The organism is Rhodococcus sp. 15-725-2-2b, assembly GCF_002259075.1.
In the GTDB taxonomy this organism is placed as follows: domain Bacteria; phylum Actinomycetota; class Actinomycetes; order Mycobacteriales; family Mycobacteriaceae; genus Rhodococcoides.
Genome location: NZ_NPFL01000019.1, coordinates 24524 through 50352, shown reverse-complemented (window position 1 = coordinate 50352; position 25829 = coordinate 24524). Strand labels below are relative to the sequence as shown.

Annotated in this window: 26 protein-coding genes; 15 read left to right on the top strand and 11 right to left on the bottom strand. The window is 63.0% G+C overall.

Annotated features, from left to right (window positions below):
* Positions 1 to 11 precede the first annotated feature (11 nt).
* The 4 genes from CH306_RS21030 (at position 12) to CH306_RS21015 (ending at position 1581) form a co-directional block, all read left to right on the top strand.
* On the top strand, positions 12 to 302 hold the full coding sequence (locus tag CH306_RS21030; protein ID WP_032398153.1) for a hypothetical protein: 291 nt from the start codon (positions 12 to 14) through the stop codon (positions 300 to 302).
* Positions 303 to 352: 50 nt separating this feature from the next.
* Positions 353 to 772, top strand: coding sequence for a hypothetical protein (locus CH306_RS21025; protein WP_094629423.1), 420 nt, complete (start codon positions 353 to 355; stop codon positions 770 to 772).
* Entirely contained in the window at positions 769 to 1062 is a 294-nt protein-coding gene (locus CH306_RS21020; protein ID WP_094629422.1) for a transcriptional regulator, read from the top strand. Before CH306_RS21025 ends, CH306_RS21020 begins: the two co-directional genes overlap by 4 nt.
* Positions 1063 to 1158: 96 nt before the next feature.
* The gene (locus CH306_RS21015; RefSeq protein ID WP_094647864.1) at positions 1159 to 1581 is read left to right on the top strand and encodes a VOC family protein; all 423 of its coding nucleotides are present in this window, start codon (positions 1159 to 1161) and stop codon (positions 1579 to 1581) included.
* A gap of 15 nt (positions 1582 to 1596) precedes the next feature.
* On the opposite strand, the gene CH306_RS21010 is transcribed toward CH306_RS21015, so the two are convergent.
* The 4 genes from CH306_RS21010 to CH306_RS20995 form a co-directional block, all read right to left on the bottom strand.
* Positions 1597 to 2868, bottom strand: coding sequence for an MFS transporter (locus CH306_RS21010; protein WP_094647993.1), 1272 nt, complete (start codon positions 2866 to 2868; stop codon positions 1597 to 1599).
* Between the two features lie 13 nt (positions 2869 to 2881).
* Positions 2882 to 3517, bottom strand: coding sequence for a GyrI-like domain-containing protein (locus tag CH306_RS21005; protein WP_094647863.1), 636 nt, complete (start codon positions 3515 to 3517; stop codon positions 2882 to 2884).
* Positions 3518 to 3637: 120 nt separating this feature from the next.
* Entirely contained in the window at positions 3638 to 5182 is a 1545-nt protein-coding gene (locus CH306_RS21000) for an alanine/glycine:cation symporter family protein (RefSeq protein WP_094647862.1), read from the bottom strand.
* A gap of 92 nt (positions 5183 to 5274) precedes the next feature.
* Positions 5275 to 6528 carry an EAL domain-containing protein gene (locus CH306_RS20995; RefSeq protein WP_052683715.1) on the bottom strand — a complete coding sequence of 418 codons (1254 nt, stop codon included), beginning with the start codon at positions 6526 to 6528 and terminating at the stop codon, positions 5275 to 5277.
* 150 nt (positions 6529 to 6678) lie between these two features.
* On the opposite strand from CH306_RS20995, the gene CH306_RS20990 reads away from it, so the two are divergent.
* The 10 genes from CH306_RS20990 (at position 6679) to CH306_RS20950 (ending at position 18534) form a co-directional block, all read left to right on the top strand.
* Complete coding sequence (locus CH306_RS20990; RefSeq protein WP_094647861.1) at positions 6679 to 8049, top strand: serine/threonine-protein kinase; 1371 nt, start codon at positions 6679 to 6681, stop codon at positions 8047 to 8049.
* Positions 8050 to 8079: 30 nt separating this feature from the next.
* Positions 8080 to 9414 carry a flavin monoamine oxidase family protein gene (locus CH306_RS20985; RefSeq protein WP_094629418.1) on the top strand — a complete coding sequence of 445 codons (1335 nt, stop codon included), beginning with the start codon at positions 8080 to 8082 and terminating at the stop codon, positions 9412 to 9414.
* Positions 9415 to 9425: 11 nt separating this feature from the next.
* Entirely contained in the window at positions 9426 to 9674 is a 249-nt protein-coding gene (locus CH306_RS29860) for a hypothetical protein (protein WP_373453986.1), read from the top strand.
* The gene (locus CH306_RS29855) at positions 9647 to 10000 is read left to right on the top strand and encodes an alanine:cation symporter family protein (protein WP_373453985.1); all 354 of its coding nucleotides are present in this window, start codon (positions 9647 to 9649) and stop codon (positions 9998 to 10000) included. The genes CH306_RS29860 and CH306_RS29855 overlap by 28 nt, the downstream gene beginning before the upstream one ends.
* Positions 10001 to 10084: 84 nt before the next feature.
* Positions 10085 to 11689 carry an SLC13 family permease gene (locus CH306_RS20975; protein ID WP_094647860.1) on the top strand — a complete coding sequence of 535 codons (1605 nt, stop codon included), beginning with the start codon at positions 10085 to 10087 and terminating at the stop codon, positions 11687 to 11689.
* Positions 11690 to 11875: 186 nt separating this feature from the next.
* Positions 11876 to 13939, top strand: coding sequence for an AMP-binding protein (locus CH306_RS20970; protein ID WP_032398500.1), 2064 nt, complete (start codon positions 11876 to 11878; stop codon positions 13937 to 13939).
* A 709-nt stretch (positions 13940 to 14648) separates the two neighbouring features.
* Entirely contained in the window at positions 14649 to 15098 is a 450-nt protein-coding gene (locus CH306_RS20965; protein ID WP_094647859.1) for a carboxymuconolactone decarboxylase family protein, read from the top strand.
* A gap of 43 nt (positions 15099 to 15141) precedes the next feature.
* Positions 15142 to 15960 (top strand): Fpg/Nei family DNA glycosylase, encoded by an 819-nt coding sequence (locus CH306_RS20960; protein WP_094647858.1) that lies wholly within the window; start codon positions 15142 to 15144, stop codon positions 15958 to 15960.
* Positions 15961 to 16114: 154 nt separating this feature from the next.
* Entirely contained in the window at positions 16115 to 17962 is a 1848-nt protein-coding gene (locus tag CH306_RS20955; RefSeq protein WP_256981225.1) for a DEAD/DEAH box helicase, read from the top strand.
* Positions 17962 to 18534, top strand: coding sequence for a hypothetical protein (locus tag CH306_RS20950; protein ID WP_143545351.1), 573 nt, complete (start codon positions 17962 to 17964; stop codon positions 18532 to 18534). Before CH306_RS20955 ends, CH306_RS20950 begins: the two co-directional genes overlap by 1 nt.
* A gap of 21 nt (positions 18535 to 18555) precedes the next feature.
* Here CH306_RS20950 and CH306_RS20945 read toward each other — a convergent pair whose 3' ends face one another.
* On the bottom strand, positions 18556 to 19020 hold the full coding sequence (locus CH306_RS20945; protein ID WP_032398164.1) for an SRPBCC family protein: 465 nt from the start codon (positions 19018 to 19020) through the stop codon (positions 18556 to 18558).
* A gap of 92 nt (positions 19021 to 19112) precedes the next feature.
* Positions 19113 to 19481, bottom strand: coding sequence for a winged helix-turn-helix transcriptional regulator (locus tag CH306_RS20940; RefSeq protein WP_094629413.1), 369 nt, complete (start codon positions 19479 to 19481; stop codon positions 19113 to 19115).
* Positions 19482 to 19560: 79 nt separating this feature from the next.
* On the opposite strand from CH306_RS20940, the gene CH306_RS20935 reads away from it, so the two are divergent.
* Positions 19561 to 19971 (top strand): RidA family protein, encoded by a 411-nt coding sequence (locus CH306_RS20935; protein WP_094629412.1) that lies wholly within the window; start codon positions 19561 to 19563, stop codon positions 19969 to 19971.
* 57 nt (positions 19972 to 20028) lie between these two features.
* Here CH306_RS20935 and CH306_RS20930 read toward each other — a convergent pair whose 3' ends face one another.
* From CH306_RS20930 to CH306_RS20910, 5 genes are all read right to left on the bottom strand, one after another.
* On the bottom strand, positions 20029 to 22020 hold the full coding sequence (locus CH306_RS20930) for a TerD family protein (RefSeq protein ID WP_094647856.1): 1992 nt from the start codon (positions 22018 to 22020) through the stop codon (positions 20029 to 20031).
* Positions 22021 to 22152: 132 nt separating this feature from the next.
* On the bottom strand, positions 22153 to 22941 hold the full coding sequence (locus CH306_RS20925) for an amino acid ABC transporter ATP-binding protein (RefSeq protein ID WP_303396066.1): 789 nt from the start codon (positions 22939 to 22941) through the stop codon (positions 22153 to 22155).
* Positions 22938 to 23678, bottom strand: coding sequence for an amino acid ABC transporter permease (locus CH306_RS20920; RefSeq protein WP_094629410.1), 741 nt, complete (start codon positions 23676 to 23678; stop codon positions 22938 to 22940). The genes CH306_RS20925 and CH306_RS20920 overlap by 4 nt, the downstream gene beginning before the upstream one ends.
* A 30-nt stretch (positions 23679 to 23708) precedes the next feature.
* Positions 23709 to 24569 carry an ABC transporter substrate-binding protein gene (locus CH306_RS20915; protein WP_094629409.1) on the bottom strand — a complete coding sequence of 287 codons (861 nt, stop codon included), beginning with the start codon at positions 24567 to 24569 and terminating at the stop codon, positions 23709 to 23711.
* Positions 24570 to 24775: 206 nt separating this feature from the next.
* Complete coding sequence (locus CH306_RS20910; RefSeq protein WP_094647991.1) at positions 24776 to 25780, bottom strand: LacI family DNA-binding transcriptional regulator; 1005 nt, start codon at positions 25778 to 25780, stop codon at positions 24776 to 24778.
* Positions 25781 to 25829 lie beyond the last annotated feature (49 nt).

Here is a 25829-nt window from a genome sequence, read left to right as displayed (position 1 = left end):
AGTCTGGACCCATGGCCGAAGAACCGGAACACACCGAGGACGGTCACTACATCGTGATCAAGGGTCGCCGTTGGCGCGCAACGGATCCTGATATCCCGGAAGATCGCAATGCCGAATTGCGGTCGATTCTGATGGCGTGGCGCAGGGAGGTCAAACGCACGTCGGGTGCACCGGAATCTCGCGCAGGCGTGCAGGCCACCAAAGTCGCCCTCGGCGAGCGAGGAACCCCGTGGTGGGAGCAGTCGGACGACGAGCGACGGGCCCGATGGGAATCGGAAGTGGCGAGGCCGTCCGACACCTGACATCCGCCTGATGGTTGCCATAGTGGAAACTATCCAATACAGTTTCCACTATGGAAAGCATCGGAGAACCCACACCTGCCGAAGCCCGAACGGCTCTCGACGACATCGATCGAGTTCAGCGCGCAGTACGAGACACTCCGTGGCCGGTATGGCTGTATCCGGTCAACGCCGCGCTGCTCGCGATGTTCGCACTGACCGCCCTTCTCGACAGCCGGGTCGCGTTCCTGGGTGTCGCCGCGGTGATCATCGCGGTCAACGTCGTCACCGGATATCGGATGGGGACGCCGTGGGCCCTACCCACCGACCGCGGCTTCCTCACCTGTGTCGCGCTGTCGGGTTTCTCCGTCGCGCTGGCGCAGGCTGTCGGTGATCCCAGCGGACCGGCCTGGCCGGTTTTTCTGCTGGCGGCAGCAGCCGCGTCGATCTACTCGATCGGATCGATTCTGCACTACCGCAGTACGCGTCGATGAGCGATCTCGATCCGATCATTCACCCGGCCCACCGGCTCCGAATCTGTGCCCTTCTGGCCGCTGCGACAACGGTGGAACTGGCGATCGTCAAGGAACACAGCGGGTTGAGCGCATCGGCGCTGAGCAAACAGGTCGCTGCTCTGGTCGATGCGGGATACGTCGAGCAGCAGCGATCACGGACGGACTCGCGGCGACTGTGGTTGTCGTTGACCAAGGACGGTAGAACGGCCTATCGACGTCACGTGGCCGCACTGCGCGCCATTGTTGCCGACACCGACGCATCCATCTGATCTTCTGCGGTGACTTTCCCCCGCGGTGCGGGTCTACTGATTCGACGGATCCCGTCGTAGTTCAGCCCGCTCGTTCATCAGAAGAAGGAGACTTCGATCATGTCCATTCTCAACCCCTATCTGTCGTTCCGAGACAACGCGCGCGAGGCGATGGAGTTCTATCGGTCGGTCTTCGGTGGCGAGCTGACCGTCACCACGCTCGGCGAGGCCAACGCCAGCGAGAATCCCGCTGACCGGGACAAGATCATGCACGGCCAGTTGACCACCCCGAACGGGTTCACTCTGATGGGAGCCGACACGCCGTCGTCGATGGAGCACACGCCCGGGAACACCATGAGCGTCTCGCTCAGCGGCGACGAGGAGGACGAACTGACGAGCTACTGGAACGCGTTGGCCATCGACGCGCAGTTCACGATGGGTCTCGACAAGGCCCCGTGGGGCGACACCTTCGGTATGTTGACCGACAAGTTCGGTGTGCAGTGGATGGTCAACATCGCCGGATCCCCCAGCGAGAGCTGAGTACGGCTTCCGCCGCTACCGGACGAGGTTCTTCGGCGGGACCACCTGTCGGAGACCGTCGGGCCCCCAGCCTCGATCGAGTGCCGTCAACAACAATGCACAGCCGATACCGGACAGGACGAGCGCGGAGCCGAACATCGCCGTGTAGCCGAACAGGTCGCCGACCACACCGGCTGCGATCCCGGCTGCGCCCTGCGCGAAGACGATTGCGCACGCCATCAGCGTGTAATCGCTTCCCGCGAAACGCTTCTCGGACGCGTCCATCATCAGGGCGAACACCGCCACCGTGGCCGCACCACCGAGGACGTGTTCGGTGATGTTGGCGGTGACCAGAAGTGGGAAGCCGCCGACTCCCAGGGAGGCGACGACATACAGGGCAAGGCTGAGCGTTTGACTCACCCCGCCGACCAGCAGCGCCCGACGCCGTCCGTGTCGAAATGACAACCATGCCCCCAGTGCGGCTCCCCCGAGCGCAGCCACCGACGACAGACCGCCCTCGACCAGCGCTATCTGGGGCAATGACAGTCCACTGTCCGACAGGAACGGACCCACGAGGGCCGAGCCCATCGAGTTACCGAACTTGAAGCCGATGATAAGCAGGATGAACGCAACCATGCCGGGCCTACGCAGTCGGGGCCACCAGGCAACCGCCAGCCGCACCGGCGTTTCCGGCTCGGCCGCTCGGTCGGATTCGGCGTCTGCAGCATCCAGTTGCGTCCGCATCCACCACACCGGAACAGTCGTCAGCACGATGAGCAGTGCCATCGCGACGAACAGCACCCGCCATCCGGCAAAGGTGAACAGCCACAACAGCAGTCCGCCGCCGCACACCATCCCGATGCGGTAGGCACCGACCTGCAGACCGTTGCCCAACCCGCGCTGCGCCGCGCTGAGCGTACGCACCGCGATACCGTCGGTCGCGATGTCCTGCGTCGCCGAGAGAGCATTCATGACGAAGATTCCGACGAACAGCCAACGCAGTGTCGAGGACAGATCGAGGAACGACAACGCCAGTGCCACCGCCGCGGCCGAACACTGCAGCGACAACAGCCACCGTCGCCTCGATCCGTACCGATCGACGTACGGAGCCCAGAGAAATTTCAGCGCCCACGGGAGAAACAGCACACCGGTCGCGCTGATCTTCACCAAGGAGAAGCCCGACTCCCGGAGGACGACAGGTAGGGCCTGGGTGAAGAATCCGAACGGCAGTCCCTGTGCGAAGTAGAGCGCACCCAGGAGAGTCAGAGTCCCGGCGGTGAACGATGCCGGACGCACCGCATTGGTCATGCCGGTCATCGTGTCAGAGCGACGCCGACTCCGCCGAACGCGCCACCGGCTGGCGGAGGATGGTGCGCAGCTTCGTCGGCTCCATCCTGCGCGGATCGCTGAGATAGATCTCGTGATGTTTGCCGGTCATCGTCATTCCAGAACTGGGAATGTATCGGTGATGGAGTTCGTCGAGTACCGGCGTCTCGTCGTCGTAGGACCCGACATGCAGCGTCTGCACGCACAGCCCCTCGTCGAGAGTCTCCAGTCGAATTCTGCTCGACGCATCCGAGGTGCTCTTCGCTTCCGCGGACGCCTTCGCCACGTCGAACATCCGACGGTCGATCCAGTCGGGCACCATGATCATGGCCGTCCAATTCCACTCGGCCTTGTTGCGGGCGGTCGTGAACGAGGCCATGTTCTCGGCCCACCACAGAGCCTCGAGCGGCGGGACGACATAGTCGCGGTCGAGGGTGTTCTTGCTGGCGAACTTCAGTGCATAGGCCACGGGGTAGAGCGCCCCGATTGCTTCGGTGTACTGCGGAGCGGTGTTCGGATCGCCGTGTCCGTCGATCATCAGGTAGGTCATTGGCGGAACGACAAGGGTACGAAAGATGTTGTGCTGCGCAGAGTATGCGTCGAACGTTTTCTTGAAATCGACTTTCGTCATTCGGCCCCCGGTTACCACCACTGTCGAATACTGCGAAACATCGGTCCAAGAGATACCCGACAACGGACATCGACGAGACCGATCCCGCCCGGTCTCGTCGATGTCGGTTCGTCCGATCTGTCACACCCCGGCGTCGACCTTGTCCGGCTCGCCTCGGCGCATCGCCAGGTAATCGGAGAGTTCGCGCTTGACCACCGGCAAGAGCAGGTACAGGCCCGTGATGTTGACCAGCGCCAGCAGGAACAGCGTCGCATCGGCGAAATCGAGCACGGAACCGAGGGACAACACGGTTCCGATGACGGTGAACATGCAGAACATCACGTTGAAGAAGGTGCGCGAGAAGCGGCTCCGTCCGAACAACGACGTCCATGCCTGCAGTCCGTAGTAGGCCCAGGTGATTGCGGTGGACAGAGCGAACAGTGCCACCGCGACAGTCAGCACGTACGGGAACCACGGCAGCACCGTCTCGAAAGCGTCGGAAGTGAGGGTGACGCCTCCGGCGGGAAGCTCACCTGTCTCGGCGACGATCGCCCGCTGGTCCTGCCAGGTGACGGTGTTGGCGATCACGATGGTCAATGCCGTCGCGGTACAGATGACGACCGTGTCGATGAAGGGCTCGAGCATGGCCACGAAGCCCTCGGTGACCGGATGCCTGGTCTTGACGGCCGAGTGCGCGATGGCCGCCGAACCCAGTCCGGCCTCGTTCGAGAACGCGGCGCGCTGGAATCCGATGATCATGACGCCGAGTACGCCGCCGGCCACACCCTCGGGTGAGAACGCACCTTCGAAGATCGCGGTGAATGCCGTGGGGACCGAACGGAAGTTGACGGCGATGACGACGCCGCACGCCACGATGTAGATCAGCGCCATGGTCGGTACGAGCTTGGCGGTCACCGCCGAGATCGATTTCATGCCGCCGATGATGACCAGTCCGATGATCAGTGCGACGACGATACCGAATACGGCTTTTGCTCCGTCGGAGCCGAGGAATCCGTCCTCACCACCGGTGACCGAACGGACCTGCGCGTAGGTCTGATTGGCCTGGAACATGTTGCCGCCGCTGATGGCGAAGAACGTGATGACGATGGCGTAGAAGACGGCCATGACCTTGCCGACCTTGGCGAGTCCCCGCTCCGCGAGACCCTTGGTCAGGTATTTCATCGGCCCACCGGAGACGGTGCCGTCCTCGTTGATGTCTCGGTACTTCACACCGAGCGTGCACTCGACGAACTTCGATGCCATACCCAGCAAGCCGGCGAGGATCATCCACAGGGTCGCGCCGGGGCCACCGAGCGTCACTGCGACGGCGACACCGGCGATGTTGCCGAGCCCGACGGTTCCGGACACCGCGGCGGTGAGGGCTCTGAAGTGACTGACTTCTCCTGGCGCGTCTGCCTCGTCCTCCTTGCCGCTGACCAGAATCAACGCTCTCTTGATTCCGCGGACCTGGATGAACTTGAACGCCACCGTGAAGATGACGGCTCCGACGATGAGCCACAGGACGATCAATGGAACAGCGGCTCCACCGATATTCACGGTGAAGAAGACGACATTCGACACGGCAGCGGAGATCGGATCGAAGGCATTGTTGATCGCCGTCTCGATGGAGCTGATCGTGCCTCCGTCCGCGGCCAATAAATCGGTTGCGAGGGGGTGAGAGCTCATGGCTTCGAGTGAACAGCACGGGGACGGCCGAAGACGTGATTTACCGAATTTCGGGCAACAATTTACTTGATCTTGACGAGGAGCCCGCGGACTCACATCGCAGATCTGGCCGGTATCCGTCTCAGAAGCACCGTTGCAGCATCCAGTACGACATGACGGTCGTAGGTGAGGCGGTAGTCGTACATCGGGGTGCCGTCCTCGGCCGCTCCTCGCTCGACCGCGATGAGCGCCACGCTCGACATCGGAGCCACGATCACGATCGAACGTTCCAGTGCCAACGGTTCGTCCGCGTCCACGAACACTTTCCGGAAACCTGATTCCGGCGACGCGGCATTCGAGTCGAAGACGGCCATCAGCGCAGTACGTGCGGCGAGGTCCTCGAAGATCGCCTCGCGCGCAGGCGTCAGGCCGGTGGACGCACTGACGGTCGCCAGTACGACGGTCGAGGAACCGGTGCCGTACGCACTGTGCAACAGGCTGTTCTCGATGGCGTCGAGCAGTGTCGAATCCGCGTGCCTGCGGGCGCCGAGAGCATGGGTGAGCCCGTAGGGCGTGACCGCAACGGGGGCACGCACGGTCAGCGTTCCAGTCGGATCGAGCGATCGGACCGGCCCCTGCACCTCGCCGAAATCCGGAAGAGCCTCCGGTGCCCCGTAGAGATATCCCTGCCCCAGCACGGCACCCATGGCGAGCGCACAACTCTCGTGATGCTCGGTCTCGATCCCTTCGGCCAGAACCAGGGCACCGGTGCGCTCGGCCTCGGCGGCGACAGCGGCAACGATGGCGGCGGTCTCGTTGCTCGAGCGCCCCTGTACGAGTTCCATGTCCAGCTTGATCACGTCGGGACGCAGCAGTGGGATCAGGGCGAGGCTGGAAGAATCCGCCCCCACATCGTCGATGGCGACTCGCCACCCCAGGTTTCGAGCGTGTTCGGCCGCCCTCAGCAGACCGGCCGGATCACCCATCAGGTCTCGCTCGGTGATTTCGACGATGATGGACAGCCGCGACGCGTCCTCGAGAATCGGTAGATAGTCCCGTGGAGGCGGTGCATCGAGGGCGATGGGTTCGGCATTGACGAACAGTGCGAGCTGGTCGGGATAGCCGGACTCGAAGGCACCGCGCAACGCGCTGATTCGGCAGCGCCAATCGAAATCGGCAGTGACGCCCTGTGCCCGCGCCACGCCCAACAGTTCCGGCGGCGAAATCGGCGCACCGCCTCCGCAGGTCCGCACCAAGGCTTCGTACCCCACGACGGCGCGTCCGTCCAGCGTCACGATCGGCTGGTAGACCGACGTGATCCGGACCGACATCGGCGAAATCTCCGCACTCGCCGAGGATCGATGCATGGGTGGACCCTCCCTCGATACTGATCGATCGGTCCCCACCCGGGGCATCATCATGCCCGACCGCACCCTGATGTCGACACCCGACTGCGGTCTGCGCGTCTGTTCGTTGGTTATATGGTGCTCCGAGGACTCGAGGAACGGCGGTGACCGATGGTGGGAGCGGACTCACGTCCTCATACCCCTCACGACCGCCTCTTCGCGGGTCGATACCGACTGGGCACGATCCTGGGGCGCGGCGGAATGGCCGACGTCGTGCACGCCGACGACCACGTTCTCGGCCGATCCGTAGCGGTGAAGATATTCCGCCACGGCGAGCCCCCCGACACCGCCCAACGCATCGATGCAGAAATACGGACTCTCGCGTCGCTGTCGCACCCGGGTCTGGTGACGCTGTACGACGCGGGCACTGCGCTCGATCCGAGCGGGGTGCCCGTGCCGTACCTGGTGATGGAGCTGGTCGACGGTCCGACTCTGAGCGCGTATCGCCGGAGCCGAACGATGGACACCGCCCACGTCGCTCGGATCGGATACGAGCTGGCGGAGGCTCTCGCCTACATCCACGGTCAGGGTGTGGTGCATCGCGACATCAAACCGGCCAACATCCTCCTTGCGCATGCTCCGGACGTATCGATGGGACAGTGCGCCAAACTTGCCGACTTCGGCATCGCTCGTATCGTCGACGCCGAACGACTCACCGAGCACGGCACCACAGTCGGTACTGCGCACTACCTCAGCCCGGAGCAGGCGACAGGTACCTCTGCAGGTCCCCCGACGGACATCTACACGCTCGGGCTGGTTCTCATCGAATGCCTGACCGGCACAATGGCATTCGAGGGAAGCGCGGTTGCAGCGGCGGTGGCGCGTCTACACCGCGATCCCGCCGTTCCCGAGGGGCTCGGATCGGACTGGCACGCGTTGTTGACGGAGATGACATCGAGACGGCCGGAGGATCGACCGGCCGCAGCTGCGGTCGCCCACCGGTTGCGTGGGCTCTCGCGAAGCACGACATCTCTTCCCCGCACCGCCGCGATTCCAATGGAAACTGTGAACACGGTTGCGCCCCCAGCAGTTTCAGCGTCGACCGAAGCGGAACCTCCACGCCGTCGATGGATCGTTCCTGGAGCAGCGGCTCTGTTCGTCTCGCTGGGCGCAGCGATCCTCTGGGTCGCAGTCGGCACGGGCGAGGAGCCGGAGCCCCTGTCACCGTCGACGCCGACGCCGACGCTTGTGCAGTCGCCCGCGGCGGCGCCCACAATGCCCGCGCCCGCACCTGCGAGCCCGATTCCAGTGCTCTCGAACCCACCTGAGCCTACTCCCGGACCCACGACGAATTCGCTTCCGACCGAGCCCGCTGCGCCGGCTCCGCTACCGCCGGGTGACGACAAAGGAAGCTCGGGGAACGGCAACGGGAACTCGGAGAAGGGCAACAAGAGCCCCGGCAATTCGGGAAACGGCAACGCGAACGGGAACAGCAACGGAAACAGTGGCAACGGCAACGGCAATTCCGGCCGAGGGAACTGACCCCGCGGCCGTCGACAGACAGGAGTGACGGTGACACACGTCGATACCCTCGTGGTGGGAGCAGGTATTTCCGGCTTGGTCGCTGCGACACTCCTGCATCGCGCCGGTCAGCGCGTCGTCGTTCTCGAGGCCAGAGATCGCGTAGGCGGTCGCGTCCGGACACTGCGCACCGACGAAGGCACCCTCGACGTCGGAGCGTCCTGGATTCACGGAACAGACGACAACCCCCTCGCCGATGCAGTACACGCTTTCGGAATGCGGACCGTCGAATTCACCGTCGGTAGCTACCAGCCGGACGGCAGGCCCATCGCGTACTACTCCCCTACCGGGACCAGGTTGAGCGATGCGGCCGCCGCCCAGTTCGGTGCCGACGTTCACCACTTCGACGAACTGTTCGCGACGACCATCGCGAATTCGCCCCCCGGAACGTCGTTCGGTGACGCGGTGGAAGCAACTCTGACGCAACTGGATTGGGACGACGATCGACTCGAACGAGTTCGTGAGTTCCTGGGACATCGAGCCGAGGAACAGTTGGGGGTAGGAAAGGATCTCCTCGACGCGCACGGTTTGGACGACGACGCCATCGAGGGCGACGAAGTCGTGTTCCCGGATGGTTACGACGAATTGGCCGTTCGGCTGGCCGAGGGGCTCGATGTTCGACTCGAACATGTTGTGACGCAGGTCCGGTGGGGTCGAGACGGAGTTCTGGTCGATACCGGGTCCGGGAGGTTCTCGGCCGAGCGCGCTGTGGTGACGGTGCCGATCGGCGTACTGAAGTCTCCGGCGTTCACGGTGGAACCTCCTCTGCCGGAACCCGTTTCGGGTGCCCTGGAACGATTGGAGATGAATGCCTTCGAGAAGGTGTTCATCCGGTTCCCCACCAAGTTCTGGGACGAGAACGTCTACGCCGTGCGGCAGCAGGGCGAAGCCGGGCGCTGGTGGCACTCCTGGTACGACGTCACCATGCCGCCGGGGCGTCCGACGCTTCTGACGTTCGCAGCGGGCGCGTGCGCTCAGCAGATCCGGCACTGGTCGGACGAGCGCATCGCGGACTCGGTTCTCGAGGCACTACGTGGCCTGTACGGTGACCGTGTCGCTACGCCGGACAGCGTGTATGTCACTCGCTGGCAGGACGATCCGTTCTCCCACGGTTCGTACTCGTACATGACGGTGGGTTCACGTACGCGCGATCACGACGAACTGGCCACTCCGATCGGCGATGTACTTCACCTCGCCGGTGAAGCAACGTGGACCGATGATCCGGCAACGGTCACCGCGGCGTTGAAGTCGGGACATCGTGCAGCAGAACGGATTCTGGGGCGTCCGATTCCCTACCGAGATATCTGGGGTGCTACCGAGGAGTGACGGATGGCACCGTGGATACCGTCAGTTCAGTTGTGGATTTCTCGGCAGACCGTCTCTACAGCGTTTTTCACATCTATCTGTTGATCGGCGTCGGGCTGTACTTCACCGTCCGCACCACGTTCGTCCAGGTCCGGTTGCTGCCGTCGATGTTCGAGTCGATCGGCGGATCTCGATCGAAGCCGAGGGCGGAATCTCCGCGTTCCAGGCATTCTGCGTCGGTCTGGCATCTCGGGTGGGTACGGGAAACATCGCCGGCGTAGCCATCGCCATCACTCTCGGTGGACCGGGCGCGATCTTCTGGATGTGGCTGGTTGCGGTGGTCGGCATGGCGACTGCGTTCGTCGAGGCGACTCTGGCGCAGATGTACAAGGTGCGCAATCCCTATGGCAGCTTTCGTGGTGGCCCGGCCTTGGGTAAATGGGCCTTCGGTGCGCTGGCGGACTTCGAGGCCATGCGGCGCGAGGGTCGCGAAGACAAATTCGTCGGACGCGGCAACAGTCATCTGCCGGGCGACATTCCCGGCGACGTGTGGGATCCGGTGCTCGACAACGACCCGACGATGAACAAGCCCGACGTCGCGCGGTAAGCGTCGACACCGGCCCCAGCCAAGTCGGACCTTTCGGACATTTCACGCGTTAGGGTGATGAAACGTCCACACCGAGGAGGATCCATGACGCAGGTCGGCGACGAGGAGAAGGCCGGGCGCTCATCCGAAGGCCACGACTTCGACGAGGTGGATCAGAGATCGGCCGGAGAACGAGAAGCCGAAGTGCAGCCCGGTCGCCGCAAGCGTCAATGGGTCGGCCTCGGCGCAGGCATCCTGTTGGCCATCCTCGTGTACCTGATTCTCCCCGATGACGTAGCGCATCCAGCGCGGCTGACCGCAGGCACCGCCGTCTTGATGGGTATCTGGTGGATGACGGAGGCGGTGCCCATCCCGGCAACCGCACTGCTTCCCCTGGTCATCTTTCCGGTCTTCGATTCCGATGTCGCCGTCAACGATGTCGGAGCCTCCTACGGCAACAACATCATCTTCCTGTTCATGGGCGGATTCCTCCTGGCGTTGGCCATGCAACGGTGGAACCTGCACCGACGCATAGCCCTGTTGACCGTCGACGCGATGGGCACCAAACCGACGATGGTGATCGCCGGGTTCATGATCGCGACAGGCTTTCTGTCGATGTGGGTGTCCAACACGGCCACCGCCGTCATGATGATTCCGATCGGTGTATCGGTGCTGGTTCTGGTTCTCGACATCGGCAAGAAGTCCGGAGCGGTGCCCAGCACCGGTGCTGACTCCGCCCCCGACGACGACACCATCACCCAGGCCGTCATCAAGAGCAACTTCGGGACCGCTCTGATGCTCGGCATCGCCTATGCCGCGTCGATAGGCTCGCTCGGAACCATCATCGGCACTCCACCCAACACCCTGCTGGTGGGCTACCTGGAGGGGCAGGGAATCACCATCGGGTTCCTCCAGTGGATGATCGCCGGTGTTCCGCTCGCCGTGATCCTGCTCGTGATCGCCTGGTTCCTGTTGACCCACGTGATGTTCAAGCCGGAGATCGACGACATACCCGGCGGCAAGCAGCTGATCAGAGGCGAACTCGACGCCCTGGGCAGGATGTCGCAGGGTGAGATCCGGGTCGCGATCGTCTTCTCCCTGGCGGCAGTGTCGTGGGTGGCCGTTCCGCTGATCTTCGACGATGCCCCGATCTCCGACACCGGGATCGCCATGACAGCAGCACTGCTGCTGTTCCTGCTACCCAGCGGAAGCAAGAAGGGCGTCCGCCTGATCGACTGGGAGACCGCTGTCAAGCTGCCCTGGGGCGTGTTGCTGCTGTTCGGCGGCGGGCTCGCCCTGTCGGCCCAGTTCGAGTCGAGCGGCCTGACGGACTGGATCGGCAGCGTCGCAGGTGGCCTCGACACCATTCCGGTGGTCATGTTGGTCGTCGTCGCCACGGCCGCGATCATCTTCCTGACCGAGATCACCAGCAACACCGCGACGGCCGCGACGTTCCTTCCGGTGGCAGGTGGCGTCGCGATGGGCATGAACATCGACATTCTGGTTCTGACCGTCCCGGTAGCGCTCGCGGCCACCTGCGCGTTCATGTTGCCCGTGGCGACTCCACCGAACGCGGTGTCCTACGCCAGTGGCTACATCACGATCGGCCAGATGATGCGAGGCGGCTTCTGGCTCAATCTGATTGCCATCTCATTGATCACCATCGCCGCGTACACGGTGTTCGCGTGGTCGCTCGGCATTCAGTTCTGACGGTCTCTACAGAAGAAGTCGAACGATTCGAGATCGACTTCGGCCGATTTCGCCCGCACAACCGTGCACCGGGTTTACGATGACGACTTCATCCAGGCGGATGACCCGTTCCAGGTGCGCGCCGCCATCCCCTGGTCGGTGCTGCGTCGGCGTTGCCGTCGACTCGGCAAGGCACGGGGGTGGAGCATGGTCTCGGACGTCATCGACTGCAACATGGTCTTCGAGCACGACATCGAGCAGGTATGCGGTGTCCTGAGCGCGGTCGAGTTGTTTCCACGCTACTTCCCCGGGCTCGACCACTGCACACTCCGTGAGTCCACGGCCGGCTACCTGTGCGGAGTCAATGGTGTCGAGCACGCCCTCGACCTGGTGGTGGACAGACGCAACCGGCCGATCATCACCATCGAGCATGTCGAGTCCGGCGGATTCGTCAGATTCACCCTGACTGCGCGCGCGGCCGGTGAGACCAAGATCGATGTCACCGTCTTCAGGGCGGGGCTCGGCGGGTCCTACTCACCCCAGCCCGAGAACAACCGCGCAGTGGTCGATTGGGTGATGGGTGGTCTTCGCCGTCTCGAGAACTCCCTTTCCGGCACTTCGACGTCGATCGTGACCAACACCGGCGATTCGCGGTCGCTACCGCTGGCGATCATGAAGACGATGGTGGGAACCGGTGTCATTCGTGCTGCACGTCCCGACCGCGCGTACCGACAGCTGAACTCGCTGGCCAAATGGGGTTTCACCCTCGGCGGTGGTTTCGCGGCCGCTGCAGCGAAGTCGCCGAACGAGATCGCCTTGATAGACGACCGAGGAACCCGTACTTTCGCGGAGATCCACCACCGATCGCACCGCATCGCAGCGGGTCTCGACGCGTCCGGAATCAGTCCCGGAAGCACCGTCGGGATTCTGGCTCGAAACCACTCGGCGATGATCGAGTGCACCGTCGCGTGCGGCATGCTCGGAGTCGAGGTGGTGCTTCTCAACACCGGTCTCGCTGCCCGACAGATCGAGACGATCGCCGCCCGCCACCAGCTCCGAATGCTGTTCGTCGACGACGAGTTCGATTCGATGGTGCGCTATCTGCCCGACCACGTGACTCGGGTGAGTCTGTCTTCCCATACCGCCGTTCCGCGTCGACGCACCCTCGAGCATTTCGTCGCAGCCCCGTCCGCCACGTTCACCAGGCCGGACCGCCCCGGGTCGGTTGTCGTGTTGACCTCCGGTACCAGCGGCTCACCGAAGGGGGCGGTTCGTCCCACGCCGAAGGGCTTCGGAACCGTGGCAGCCATGCTGTCTCGCATGCCCCTTCGGATGAACGAGAGGATGTTGATCGCGGCACCGATGTTTCACAGCTGGGGGCTGGCGGCATTGCAGATCAGTACTCCCCTGCGTGCCACTGTGGTCCTCCTGGACCGATTCGATCCGGAGGACTGCCTGCGGGCGATCGAGGCGCACAGATGTACCTCGTTGATCGCGGTTCCGATCATGCTGCAGCGGATACTCGACCTGCCCGACGAGGTGCGCTCACGTTACGACACCTCGAGCCTCCGGGTCGTCGCGTGCAGTGGATCGGCATTGACAGGATCGACCGTCAGCCGCTTCATGGACGTCTTCGGTGACGTCCTCTACAACTTCTACGGGTCCACCGAGGTCTCGTGGGCCACGATCGCGACTCCCGAAGACCTTCGCGCTGCGCCGGCGACCGCCGGACGCCCTCCCCTTGGTACGACTGTGGCGGTACTCGACGCGGACGGTACTGCTGTTCCAATGGGAACCCTCGGCCGAATATTCGTCGGCAACGACATGCTGTTCGACGGGTACACCAACGCCGCGCCGCCGTCGACGGCGTCCGCCCGCGGAGCTGCCCTGATGGACACCGGCGATCTCGGGTACATCGACTGCAACGGACGGCTGTTCGTCTGCGGCAGGGACGACGAGATGATCATCTCCGGAGGCGAGAACGTCTTTCCGGGCCCCGTCGAGGATGCCATCGCCAATCTGCCGCAGGTCGGCGAGGTCGCGGTCGTCGGTGTGCCCGACCCCGAATACGGGCAGCGTTTGGCCGCATTCGTCGTCGGCCGCGGATCGGCCGGCCTCGATGCGGACATGGTGCGCGCCTACATTCGAAATCGGTTGAGCCGCTTCTGCGTTCCCCGCGACATCACGTTCCTCGACGAACTGCCCCGAACCGCGACCGGCAAGGTGATCAAGAGAATGCTGATCGAGCCGCCCACCGCCGCTGGGATGTGACGTTCCGTTCGAAGGCACGGCCGGCGATGCACGCTCGGTCGCTCTCGATGCCGACAGCCGCGAGCTGGATCGCGAACGGACCTGCGTCACAACCGACGCCGTGACCGAAATTCGGGCTGTGTCGGCGACGCGTGTCGACAACAAGGTTCTCATCGCGCCTACCGGCAGACAGTCGATCGCCAGCACGCTGACGAGGCGGAAACCGACGGTTCCGGATTACCGACGGTCAGACCCCGGGTGTCTGTCACACCGAACCGAACAGCCCCGCTGCCGATGCGGTGCAGCTTCCGGGCATCCTCGCCACTGATCCACACCGTTGTGAGTTGCTCGATCGCAACTTTTTCCTCGATCGTTCACTTCGTGCCGCGCGTTGTACTCACTGTCTCAGTTGCTTGACTATTCAGAATCTGAGATTGTTGTTCGCTGACACGGGAGGAACGCGAATCGCTATGTCGAAGGCATCGAAAGACCCCCGAGAGGGAAGAACGGCGCAGGAACGTGGCGCGCATTCTTCGTTTCTCGAGCTGTTTCTCGAAGCGACTCGCGCAGAGCGTGTCTCCGACGACACACAGCCTTCGCGCGACGACCGTAGCGGTGGGCCGGCCTCTCTGCGCTGACAGACCGTGGCCGAGTTCGCCTCCGCCGGCAATTCCCCCACCAGCCCCCTGCCATGATCTGTCGACACCGCGCACGAGGGAGAGGAAACACCATGATCGACGACGAAGCCACGAATCGGAGCAGGGGCCCGCGATTCGAGGACGGACTCGAGGTCCGCCGAAATGTAATGGGAGACGAGTACGTCGCGAAGGCGTTTGCCCATGCCGCGAACACCGACTCCGCTGCACTGCAAGACTTCGTCACCGACACCGTGTGGGGCGGGGTGTGGACGCGGCCCGGCCTCGACCACCGCAGCCGCAGCCTGCTCAATCTCGGGATCCTCATCGCGCTGCGCGCCCACGAGGAACTCGCAGGCCACGTACGAGGGGCGCTGCGCAACGGCCTCACCAGAACGGAAATCACCGAGACGGTGATTCATACAGCGGGCTACTGCGGAGCACCGGCCGCGCTGGCGGCGATGCGCGTCGTGCAGAAGGTCCTCGACGCCGAACTGGGACCGCTGGTGCCCGAAGTGGACACGAACGAGTCGAAAGACCGATGACGGCACCCGCGCATAGCGCCCGCGAATCGGGTACACCGGATCCATGCCGGAACTACCCGAAGTGGAAAACGCCCGACAGGTCGTCGAAAAAGCCCTCGATCGCGTCATCGTCGACATCGACGACAGCGACTCCTTTGAGTGCCGACCGCACATGCCAGGCGATATCGCCCGCGCACTGAAGGGCGGGAAACTCACCGAGGCGCGTCGACGAGGCAAGGCCATGTGGTGCGAAACCGTCACGGCCGACGGCTCGGGCGGTCCGACCCTGGGCATCCACCTGGGGATGGGTGGACGCGTCATCGTCACCGCTCCCGACGGTGAACGCACGTCGCAGTACGGGGGTGGCGACCCTCATGTCGGTGAGCGCCCGACCGACAAGCCCGAGTGGACGCGCTTCTCCATGACGTTCGACGACGGTGGACAGCTTCGACTCTTCGACAAACGCCGCCTCGGCCGGGTTCGACTCGAACCCGATATCGACGCTCTCGGCCCGGATGCCGCGGAGATCACCCGCGACGACTTCCGTCACCGAATCGGTTCCAGTGGTGCACCTCTCAAAGCCCGACTACTCGATCAGTCCGCCATTGCAGGCGTCGGCAATCTACTGGCCGACGAGGTGCTGTGGCAGAGCGAGCAATCCCCGTCCAGGCGCGCCAAGACACTCACGACGGAGGAACTCGACGAGCTCCGCGTTGTTCTGCGCCGCGCGATCAGATCAGCGATAAAGAAGGGTGGCGTACACACCGGGGAGATCATTCCGTTCCGAAAAACGGATGCGGCGTGCCCTCGATGTGGTGCGCCGATGGCCCGCGGAACGGTGGGCGGCCGCACGACGTGGTGGTGTTCTGGCGAGCAATCCTGATCCGATCCATCGCGGGGTCTTATCCGATGGCACTGTAGGACAGTAATTTTGGGAAAAGTCAAGCCATTTCCGGATGCGGCACAATGTCACCGGACGGCGTACGGTGTTGGCAGCTTCGGACCCAGCCGAGGCAGTGAACTCCGCCGGAGGGTGCATGCTTTCGACCGCCGACATGGACCCCGCTCCGCACGTCACCTATCTGCCGCAGCGTCATTGTTTCGCCGTCTGGCGCAGCACACCGGGGGCGACGCTTGGAGATGAGTCCACTCCCGTCGAGCTCGCGGTTCCCGGCGCGGACGGCACCGTTGCCGTGCGCACTGTGGACGCGCACCTCGTGGCGGCGAACGGTGGCGAGCTCCGAACTGCAGCCGGCTCTGCGGAAGGCATGTCGGCACGCGGATGGTTGGCGATCCTGAACCACGTCGAGCACAATCCCGACGCGAGCGGGGTTCCACGAGAGCTCGTCGATGCACTTCCGCCTGCTGCGCACGCTGTTCCCAATGCCGGCGGCTCCAGCGTGCTGACTGCACATGGTGCCGTTGACGCGCTCCGCGCCAGCCTGCGCATGCAAGACGATCTGACCGAGAGTGCGTCGACCTTCACTCCGAGGCCCTATCAACTGCACGGTGCGTCCTGGGTGCCGACGGTTCAGGAGATCGGCGGCGGCGGAATCCTCGCCGACGAGATGGGGCTGGGCAAGACGCTCCAGGCGATTTCGCACATGATCGTCGGAGCGCGGCGAGGCGAGGGCAGCTACCTGGTCGCCTGCCCGACGTCGCTGATCAGCAACTGGCGCCGTGAGATCGAGAACTTCTCCGACGGCGAATTGGTCGTCAACGTGTACCGCGGACCGTCCCGCACCCTCGAGCACTGCGCCGACGCGGGTTCGGTGACCGTCACCGGGTACCCCACCCTGCGCACCGACACAGATCGATTGAGCGAAATATCCTGGAGCACTGTGTTCTTCGATGAGGCGCACGTGATGAAGAACTCGCGAACCAAGATTGCTCGCGCAGCGCGTCGGCTAAAGTCCACCACGCGGATAGCCCTGACCGGCACTCCCGTCGAAAACCGAATGGACGAACTCTGGGCACTGATCGATCTCACCAATCCCGGACTGCTCGGAACCCGGGCTCGGTTCACCCGACGATTCTCGGCACCCATCGAGCAAGGAGGTTCGGCGACCGCACTCGCACAACTGTCGAGCGCGATCGCGCCGGTCGTCCTCCGCCGGACCAAGGCCGAGGTTGCAACGGATCTGCCGCCGAAGCACCACATCGACGTTCTGTGTCCGATCTCGAATGAGCAGGCGCTGCTGTACAACTCGGCCGTCGAGGAAGCATTCGACACCGGTTTCGGCACCGACCGTGGACGGGGAACGGCAGTACTGGCGCTGCTCACCCAGCTCAAACTGATCTGCAACCATCCTGGGCTCGTCAAGGGCGATGTGAGTCGCCTGGCCGATCGCTCCGGCAAACTCGACAGGCTCACCGACATCGTCGAGGAGCTCACCGAGTCCTCGCGAGCTGCGCTCGTGTTCACGCAGTACCGCCGAACCGGGGAAATACTGGCCGAGCACCTCGAGAACCTCACCGGAGCTCCGATTCCGTTCTTCCACGGCGGACTCGACGTAGACAAGCGCGACGAGATGGTCGAGCAGTTTCAGAACGGCAACCGATCCCCCGTCATGGTTCTCAGTCTGCGCGCGGCGGGGTACGGCCTCAATCTCACCCGCGCCGACACGGTGATTCACTACGACCGATGGTGGAACCCCGCGGTCGAAGCACAAGCCACCGACCGAGTGCACCGAATCGGACAGAAGTCGCCGGTGACGGTCATGGCACTGACGACGGAGGGAACTCTGGAGGAGCACATCGCATCACTCCATACCCGCAAGAAGGCGATAGCCGGTTTGACCGAGAGCAACAACGAGTTGGCCCTGGCGGCACTCGATGATTCGACTTTGCGCGAGACGCTGTCACTGAGGACGGTGTCGCGCTGATGGCCACCACACCTCGGGCCGCGGTATTCGGGTCGACTCCGTGGGGGAAAGAGTGGATCCGGCGCGTCGAGCCCATCGCTGTCACCCGGCCGAACCCGATGCTCCCGCGGGCACGAAGCCTGGTGCGCAACGATGCAGTGTCCCTGGACCACAACAACATCGGCGAGTTTCGCTGCGTCGTGTCCGCGGGCACGAAGAGTGAGACGGCTGTGCTCTCACTGCCCCGATACACGGCGACGGAACGAAAGTCGGTGATGCGCATTCTCGCCCGCCACACGCGCGGAGGTGCGAGCAGCGGTGACCTCCCCGATGAGGTTCACGCCGAACTTGTAGCGGAAAAGTTGTCGCCGGTCCCCGACGCCACCGGAGCGTTCTGTACCTGCTCCGGAAGAATCGATCCGTGCCTCCACGTAACGGCCGCTACGTACGCCATCAGTCTGATCGTCGATCAGATGCCGACGTCCGCATTGGCCGTCCGTGGAGTCGATCTTTCGGCAGCGACTACGGCGGAGGATGTTCCTCGACGTTGGATGCCGATCGAAAATCTCGACAGCACAGCGTTCTTCGGCTGACCTGAGACCTGCGGCTCGAGATCAGGACGTCGCTTCGACTGCCAGTCGAGCGAGTGTGTCGTTCAACTGATCTTCGGTCACCAGCGGAAACTTGATCTGCTGGAGCAACTTCTTGTCCGTGACCTTGGACCAGTCGTAGGTGTGGCGGACCAGCGTCTCGTTGGGGCCCTGAGATTCGAGCTCCCACAGCCATTCCCAGCCGGGAGGCTCGTTGCCGGCGGGCGCCGTCTTCCACGCGAGCAGCTTGTCTTTGATGTAGCCGCTCACCACATTGTCGGTCTGGTACTCGCCGCCCATGTGATCGCCCTGCATGTTCATCGTGAATTTCTCGCCGACCTTCTGAATGCGGTCGGCGTGGTCCACGCTCCGGACGAACCCGGATCCATCGAGAGCTTGATGCCGCTCGGGATTGGACAGCACATCGAATACCGCGTCGACGGGTGCTTCGATGGTGCGTTCGACTGTGACCTTGGAATTCTCTGTCATGACTACCGCTTGCCCAGAATTCGCCAGCTTCAATCTTCGGCCATCTCGAGTTCGAGTGACACTGCATCTCGAGTTGCCGACTCGGACCGTCGTCACAGGAGGTCGAAGTCCGCGCGAGCTCGTTCGATCTCCGGCATGTGGTCGGTAGCCCATTGCAAGATGGCGTCGATCGGCATCCGAAGGGTCTTCCCCAGTCGCGTGATTCGGTACTCGACGGCGACGGGACGCGAACTGAGCAGGACCCTTTCGACGACCCCGTTTCGTTCGAGTTTGCGCAATGTCGCGGTGAGCGATTTCTGTGTCACGTTCGGTATGGCGCGACGCAGTTCGTTGAAGCGGGAGGGTTGTTCACAGAGTACGTCGAGCACCGCCAGCGACCATTTGTCGAGTACCTGATCGAGCAACTCGCGATGGGGCGCGCTGATGGTGAGTTCGCCCTGCACGGCCGGGGTATCGGTCATGAAACCACGTCTCCTTGAAGTTACTTTCGTGCACCAGGTATCAATAATATACCTAGCCGCAACCATCGAGGAGAAGCCAATGTCCGTCATCTATTCCAGCCCGGAAGGCATGACTCAGCACGTGCCGTACCACCATGTAGCCGTAGGTACCGGAACGCGCCACGTACACGTCAGTGGCCAGATCGCACGCCGCGTCGACGGTGCCCCGGTGGCCCCTGGCGACCTTGCGGGTCAGGTTGCACACGCGCTGAGAAATACTGCCATCGGATTGGCAGGTGCGGGTGCGACATTCAGCGACGTGGTGCGATTGACCTTCTATGTCACCCATTGGGCACCGGAGAAGATCGGCGAGTTCATGACAGGTGTCGAACAGGTCGCAGTCGACATAGGACTTCCGACTCCCATGCCGCCCGCCTCGCTCATCGGAGTCGACTACCTCTTCGAACCGGACGTACTCGTGGAGGTCGAGGCGACGGCGATACTCGACTGAATTTCACTGCGGGCCCGGATCAGTGACGACGTCGGGGCAACTCGTACAGTCGCGCAATCAGTCGACCGCAGTGTCGGTGGACGACGATTCCGGGGCCGACGGGACCCATGGCTTCAGCGGTTGCACGACGTCGCGGTAGAAGGAATCGAGGCCGTCGGTCACACTTCCGATGAAGCTGGCCGCAGAGCCCGAGCGCTTGCTACCCATCTTGGTCGGTGACGTCAGCGTGAAGTACTGCAGTTCGCTGATCCGGCCTGCGGTCAACGATTTGGTGTCCGAGCGCACTGTCGCCAAGTTCTCGCAGGATATTTCGCCTGGGTCTGCGAACACGGCTTCGACCAGGATGTCGGCAGGAGCGTTCTTCAATTGCTTGAGCAGCCATGATGCTCGTCGGAGCGCGGTCCCGTCGGTCGGAGCGTCGATAGCGGTGCTGCACTGAATCTTGTTGGTACGCAGGTCCGCTTCGACAGTGACATCTCCGGCGGCATCAGGAATGCGCAATGTGGCCGAGAGACAACCGGAGGCAACGAGTTGCTCGACGATGTACTCGTTGCGCGCCTGGGGATCTCCGCTGAACTTCCTCGGGAGGTGATGCTTCACCGGAACGCCGAGATCGGCAGTCATCCGCAAGGCCAGGTGCCTGGACAGCGACGCCCATGTATTCGCCACCGACAAGGCCTTCACATCGCCGGAGCGAAGCGTTCCTGCGGTGACCGAGTCGCGAACTGCAACCCAGTGGCGACCCATGTCGACGAACTCCGTCGCGCCTGACTTCGGGTGCGTCAGATACCGGACGAATTCGCTCAGAATCCATGCTTGCAGTGGCTCCGCAAGGTCGCCGTGCGACAACAACATTCGAGCCTCGTGAATGACCTCGGACCAGGAGATATGCCGCAGGGAGACCTTGTTCAGCTTGGTCTTGTTCACCTGGACCGGGAGCTCACCGGCGGAGGCCGGAATGTCGTTGGACAAACTCAGAACGGTCTCGTATTTATGTCGTTTTGCGACATCGAGGTAATTCTCGAGCTGCTCTTTCTGTAGCTTGCCGGTGCCGGTTTTCACTTCCAGCAACGCTGTCCACACTTGGCCCGCGCGCGATACTCGAAACACACCGTCGGGGATGACCTTGCCCTCGCCCTTGACGAACTGCACTTCGAGGTAGCCCTCGAAGGGACCGGACGGCGCTCCGGCATGTGCGCAGATTGCGCGAGCGAACGGACGAACCGCCTGCATCGTCGCGATCAGCGCCGAGGTGGCCCTCTTCTCCTGCTCCTCACCGGATCCGACACCGGACACGGAGAACAGGCGAGCCGTCTGCCACCCCTCTCCCCCGGCCAGGGTGAACTGAGGCGGCGCGACCTTCTTGGCAACGGGCTTCTTGGTGCGAACGCCGCGTTTCGGCGGTTCGACATCGACAACCGAGACGTCGACGATCTCACCGGTCGTATCGACGGCCAGCACGTGCGAGTCGGCGACCTCGACCACGACAACTTCATTCGCCGAAGCTTCGGGCTCGCCGTCGTCGACGTCGACGCCGAAGTCCTGGGCCAAACCACCCAATCCGGATTCCCAGCCCTGACCGACCGCGCGTAGTTTCCACACGCCGTTCCGTCGGTACACCTCCCCGAACACCAATGCTCGTTCCGACGACGCATCGGCAGTGAGGAACTCCCCGAGCACCGAACCTGCTTGATCCCGCACCTGCATCGACAGTTTCCCGAAGTCACCCAATGGAACATCGTCGGAGCTACCCGCGATGACCACCTTCTCGACTTCGGCTGCGAGAGAATCGAGATGGATCGACACTCGTTCCTGTTTGCCTTCGTCGGTGCTACTGCTCCCGCGGTAGCGTACGGTCGCGTCCGCGGACTCCGGCTGGTTGTAGAAGACGAAGTCTGCATCGGACCGAACGTGCCCGCTCGAATTCACCAGCAATGCAGACGCATCGAGATCTCGCTCCGGGTCTACCCAGGACACGATGACATCCAGTTCGGTCACGTCGTCCGGCAGAGAAATGTTCTGACCCTTGACGAGAATGGGTGAACTCACGCTGACACGCTCCTGTCGGACAAATCGGACTCCGACTGCTCACCCTATTCACAGCGTGACGGTGTGAGTCGAAGACGCCCGACATTCATTCATTCGGCCTACGGCACGCATGGTTGGCCCCGCTTAGGCCGGTCAGAGGATACGACTCAAGAACTGTTGTGTACGAGCATTTTTTGGATTGTCGAAGAACTCGCGCGGAGGTGCTTCCTCCACGATCTTCCCGTCGCTCATGAAAACGACTCGGTCTGCGGCCGCTTTCGCGAAGCCCATTTCGTGGCTCACCACCACCATCGTCATACCCTCGTCGCGGAGTCGAAGCATGACGTCGAGCACCTCGTTGACCATCTCGGGATCGAGGGCAGAGGTGGGCTCGTCGAACAACATCACTTCGGGCTTCATTGCCAACGCTCGTGCGATCGCCACGCGTTGCTGCTGACCACCGGACAGTTGTGACGGATAGTTCTCTCCCTTGTCTGCAAGGCCGACGAGGTCGAGTAGTTCCTGAGCTTGCCTGCGCGCCTTGTCCTTCTGCGTGCCGAGGACATGACGTGGGCCCGATGCGACGTTGTCCAGCGCCGTCATCATGGGAAACAGGTTGAAGCTCTGGAACACCATTCCTGTGTGGTGCCGCTGCTTGGCGATCTGCGCCTCCGACAGCGGCGTTCGCTTGACCCCTTCCGAGAAGCCCATCATCTCGCCGCACACTCGGACGGTCCCGGATTCAATGGTCTCGAGACAGTTGAGCGTGCGCAGCAAGGTGCTCTTTCCACTTCCCGACGGCCCGAGCAGCAGGACCACTTCCCCTTTGTCCACCGTGAAATCGATGTCGTCGAGGACGACGAGATCGTTGTAGGCCTTGGTCATGTTCCTGACCTCGACCATCGTCGTGGCCTTCCTGGTAGTAGACGTCGCACTGGTCATCGGTTCACGGCCTCGGCTTTCATTGCGCTGTCGTCGAGCTTCGGACTCGACGGACCGCCCTTACGGCGGTAATTGCGGTCGTATCCACGCCCTACCCGTACTTCGATCATCTTCTGAATCAACCCCCACAGAGTCGTCAGCACCAGGAAGTACAACGCTGCGGCGCAGAGCCCTTCCAGCACTCGGAAATTCACCTGCACCAGGAACTGGGTCCGTCTCAGCAATTCCTGTACGGAGATGACCGACACCAGAGTTGTGGTCTTGAGCAACCCGTTGAAGCTGTTGCCGAGTGGAGGAATCATCACCCGCAGCGCCTGTGGGAGAACCACCACGCGGAAGACCTTCGTGGGCGACATGCCGAGGGCTCGTGCCGCTTCGGTCTGTCCGGTCGGAACCGAGAGCAATCCGGAACGGACTATTTCCGACAGGTATGCGGCTTCGTTGAGAACCAGGCCCACGAGTGCCGCCTCGATCACGCCCAATTTGATGCCGACCTGAGGAAGTCCGGTATAGATGATCACCAACTGCACCAGTAGAGGCGTGCCGCGCATCAGCCACACGTAGAACCCGGCGACTATCCGCAGGGGTGCGAGCTTGGATGATCGCGCGGAGGCGACCACCACTGCGAGAGCGAGTCCGAGGATCATGCTGACTACGGTGAGCCAGATCGTGACCCACGCGCCCTCGAGCAGCTGGGTGCTCGTCAGGATGGAGAAGAATGCGTCCCAGGACCACATGTGGGTGCCTTTCGACTTACGTTGGTCGGATCAGCTGTCGAGAGGACCGGTGCTCACGGCAATATCGCCGTCGTATCCGGTGACGTCGTACTGCTCGAACAGGTCGGGCAGATATCCGTCGCTCCTCATCTCCGACAGCACACGCGCCACCTCTGCGGAGGATTTGCTGTCCTTCGCGAATCCCATGGCCAGAGGTGCCTCGTTGATTCCACCGACGGCTGTCTCGAATCGTCCGTCTTCCTGGTAGAACGACGTGACCGACTCGACGATGGACGTGCCGTCGAGCTGGCCTGCCGAAAGCGCTTGATAGGCATCGGCATTGGTTTTGAATGTCTGCACTGTCAGCGCCGGCTTTCCTTCGGCCGCAAACTGCTCGGCCATGGCGGTCAGCGTGTCGAATTCGTATCCGGGCGCTTCGACCCCGATGGTCTTGCCCGCCAGGTCGTCCACGCTGGAGATCGATTCGGGGTTGCCCGACGGCACCGAGATCGAGACTGCCTGCACCTCGTACGGAACGAGATCGATGGTCTCGGCACGTGCAGGCGTGTAGAACATTCCGGTGTCGATCATGTCCCAACGGCCGGCCTGCACACCGGGAATCTGTGCCTCGAACTCGATGTTGACGAACTTCGGCGTCAAACACAGGCGCTTGGCGATCTCCTTACCGAGGTCGACACGCATGCCGATCACGTCGCCGTTCGGATCGACGTACTGCATCGGCGGAAGAGTCGCGTTGGTGGCCATCGTCAGTACGCCTTCTTCGGCAAGGTCCGAAGCACCGAGCGTGGGTGTGCAGTCCGTCGGCGCGGCTACGGAATCGTCCGAGGAACTACAGGCAGTGAGGCCGGCCACCACGACAGCGATAGCGGCGATTCCTGTTAACTTACGCATTGAGCGAGCCTTTCCATATCGACTGCAGCACTACACGTTCGAGGACGGGGCGGCAGCGACGATGAGGGAGTTGTTCGAGAAGAATCGATCTTTTGGGATCGATTGCATCAAGCGTCGCAGACGAATTCGGAGGCGTCAACGCGGTTAACACTGCCGACACGCGGTACATCAACTGTTAACCGTTCGCAGGTGCTCGCGCTCACCGATCACAGTGCGGCACACGACGACCGCTCCACCAGACGAGCACCGATTCGATACGTGCGCCCATCGGGTTCGAGCGAATCCTTGATCTGCTGGAACAGCAGGTCCATTGCCACATTCGCCAACTGAGCGGCACCGTTGTCGACGACTGTGATTGCCGGCTGCCACATCGCGAGCCACGGCATGTCCTCGTGGCAGATCAGCGACAACTCGTCCGGCACCGACACTCCTCTGCCGACGAGCGTGGGCAGGATGCCGAAGACAGCCTCATGGTTGGCCGCGTAGAGAGCAGTCATCGCCTGGGGTGCATCCAGTAACGAATTGATCGCTTCGGCGCCGAACTCCGTGGTGAACGGGCCTTTCCGGACGATCGTCTCGTCGACCGGAATGCCTGCGTCGGCCAGCGCCAGTCGATAGCCCTCGTAGCGCTCACGTCCGGACGTCGCATCCTCGTGTCCACCGACATACCCGATACGACTGTGCCCGAGCTCGATCAGGTGCGCTGTCGCGTCGCGAGCACCCGTTACGTCATCTGCCAGCACCGTCGACGCAGAGCTCCCCTTCACCGAACGGATCAGGTTGACCACCGCTCGGCCCTGCTCCAGAAGCGCATTCGACGCCGCAGCACTTCGACCGCTGCCGATCACGATGGTTCCGTCGACGCCGTGCTCGCCCAGCATGGCCAGTACGTCGTCCTCGCGCGCCGGATCGGCATCGGTGATGCAGAGCAGTACCTGAAATCCACTGGCTGCTGCCCTCTTTTGGACGACCTCGGCGACAGTGTGAAAGGTCGCGTTGAGCAGGTTGTTCATGACCAGACCGATCAAATGCGACCGGTTGGAGCGCAGCGCGCTCGCGGCCCTGTTCGGCCGATACCCGAGAACCCGGGCCGCATCCTCCACCGCTGCCCGTGTCTCCGCCGAGATCAGCGACGATCCACTCAACGCGCGTGATGCCGTGCTGCGCGAAACCCCAGCAGCGCTCGCAACGTCGATCAAGGTGACCGCCATCGGTTCTCCGTTCTCTTGCTTCACGCCTAGGACAGACATATTCGACCGT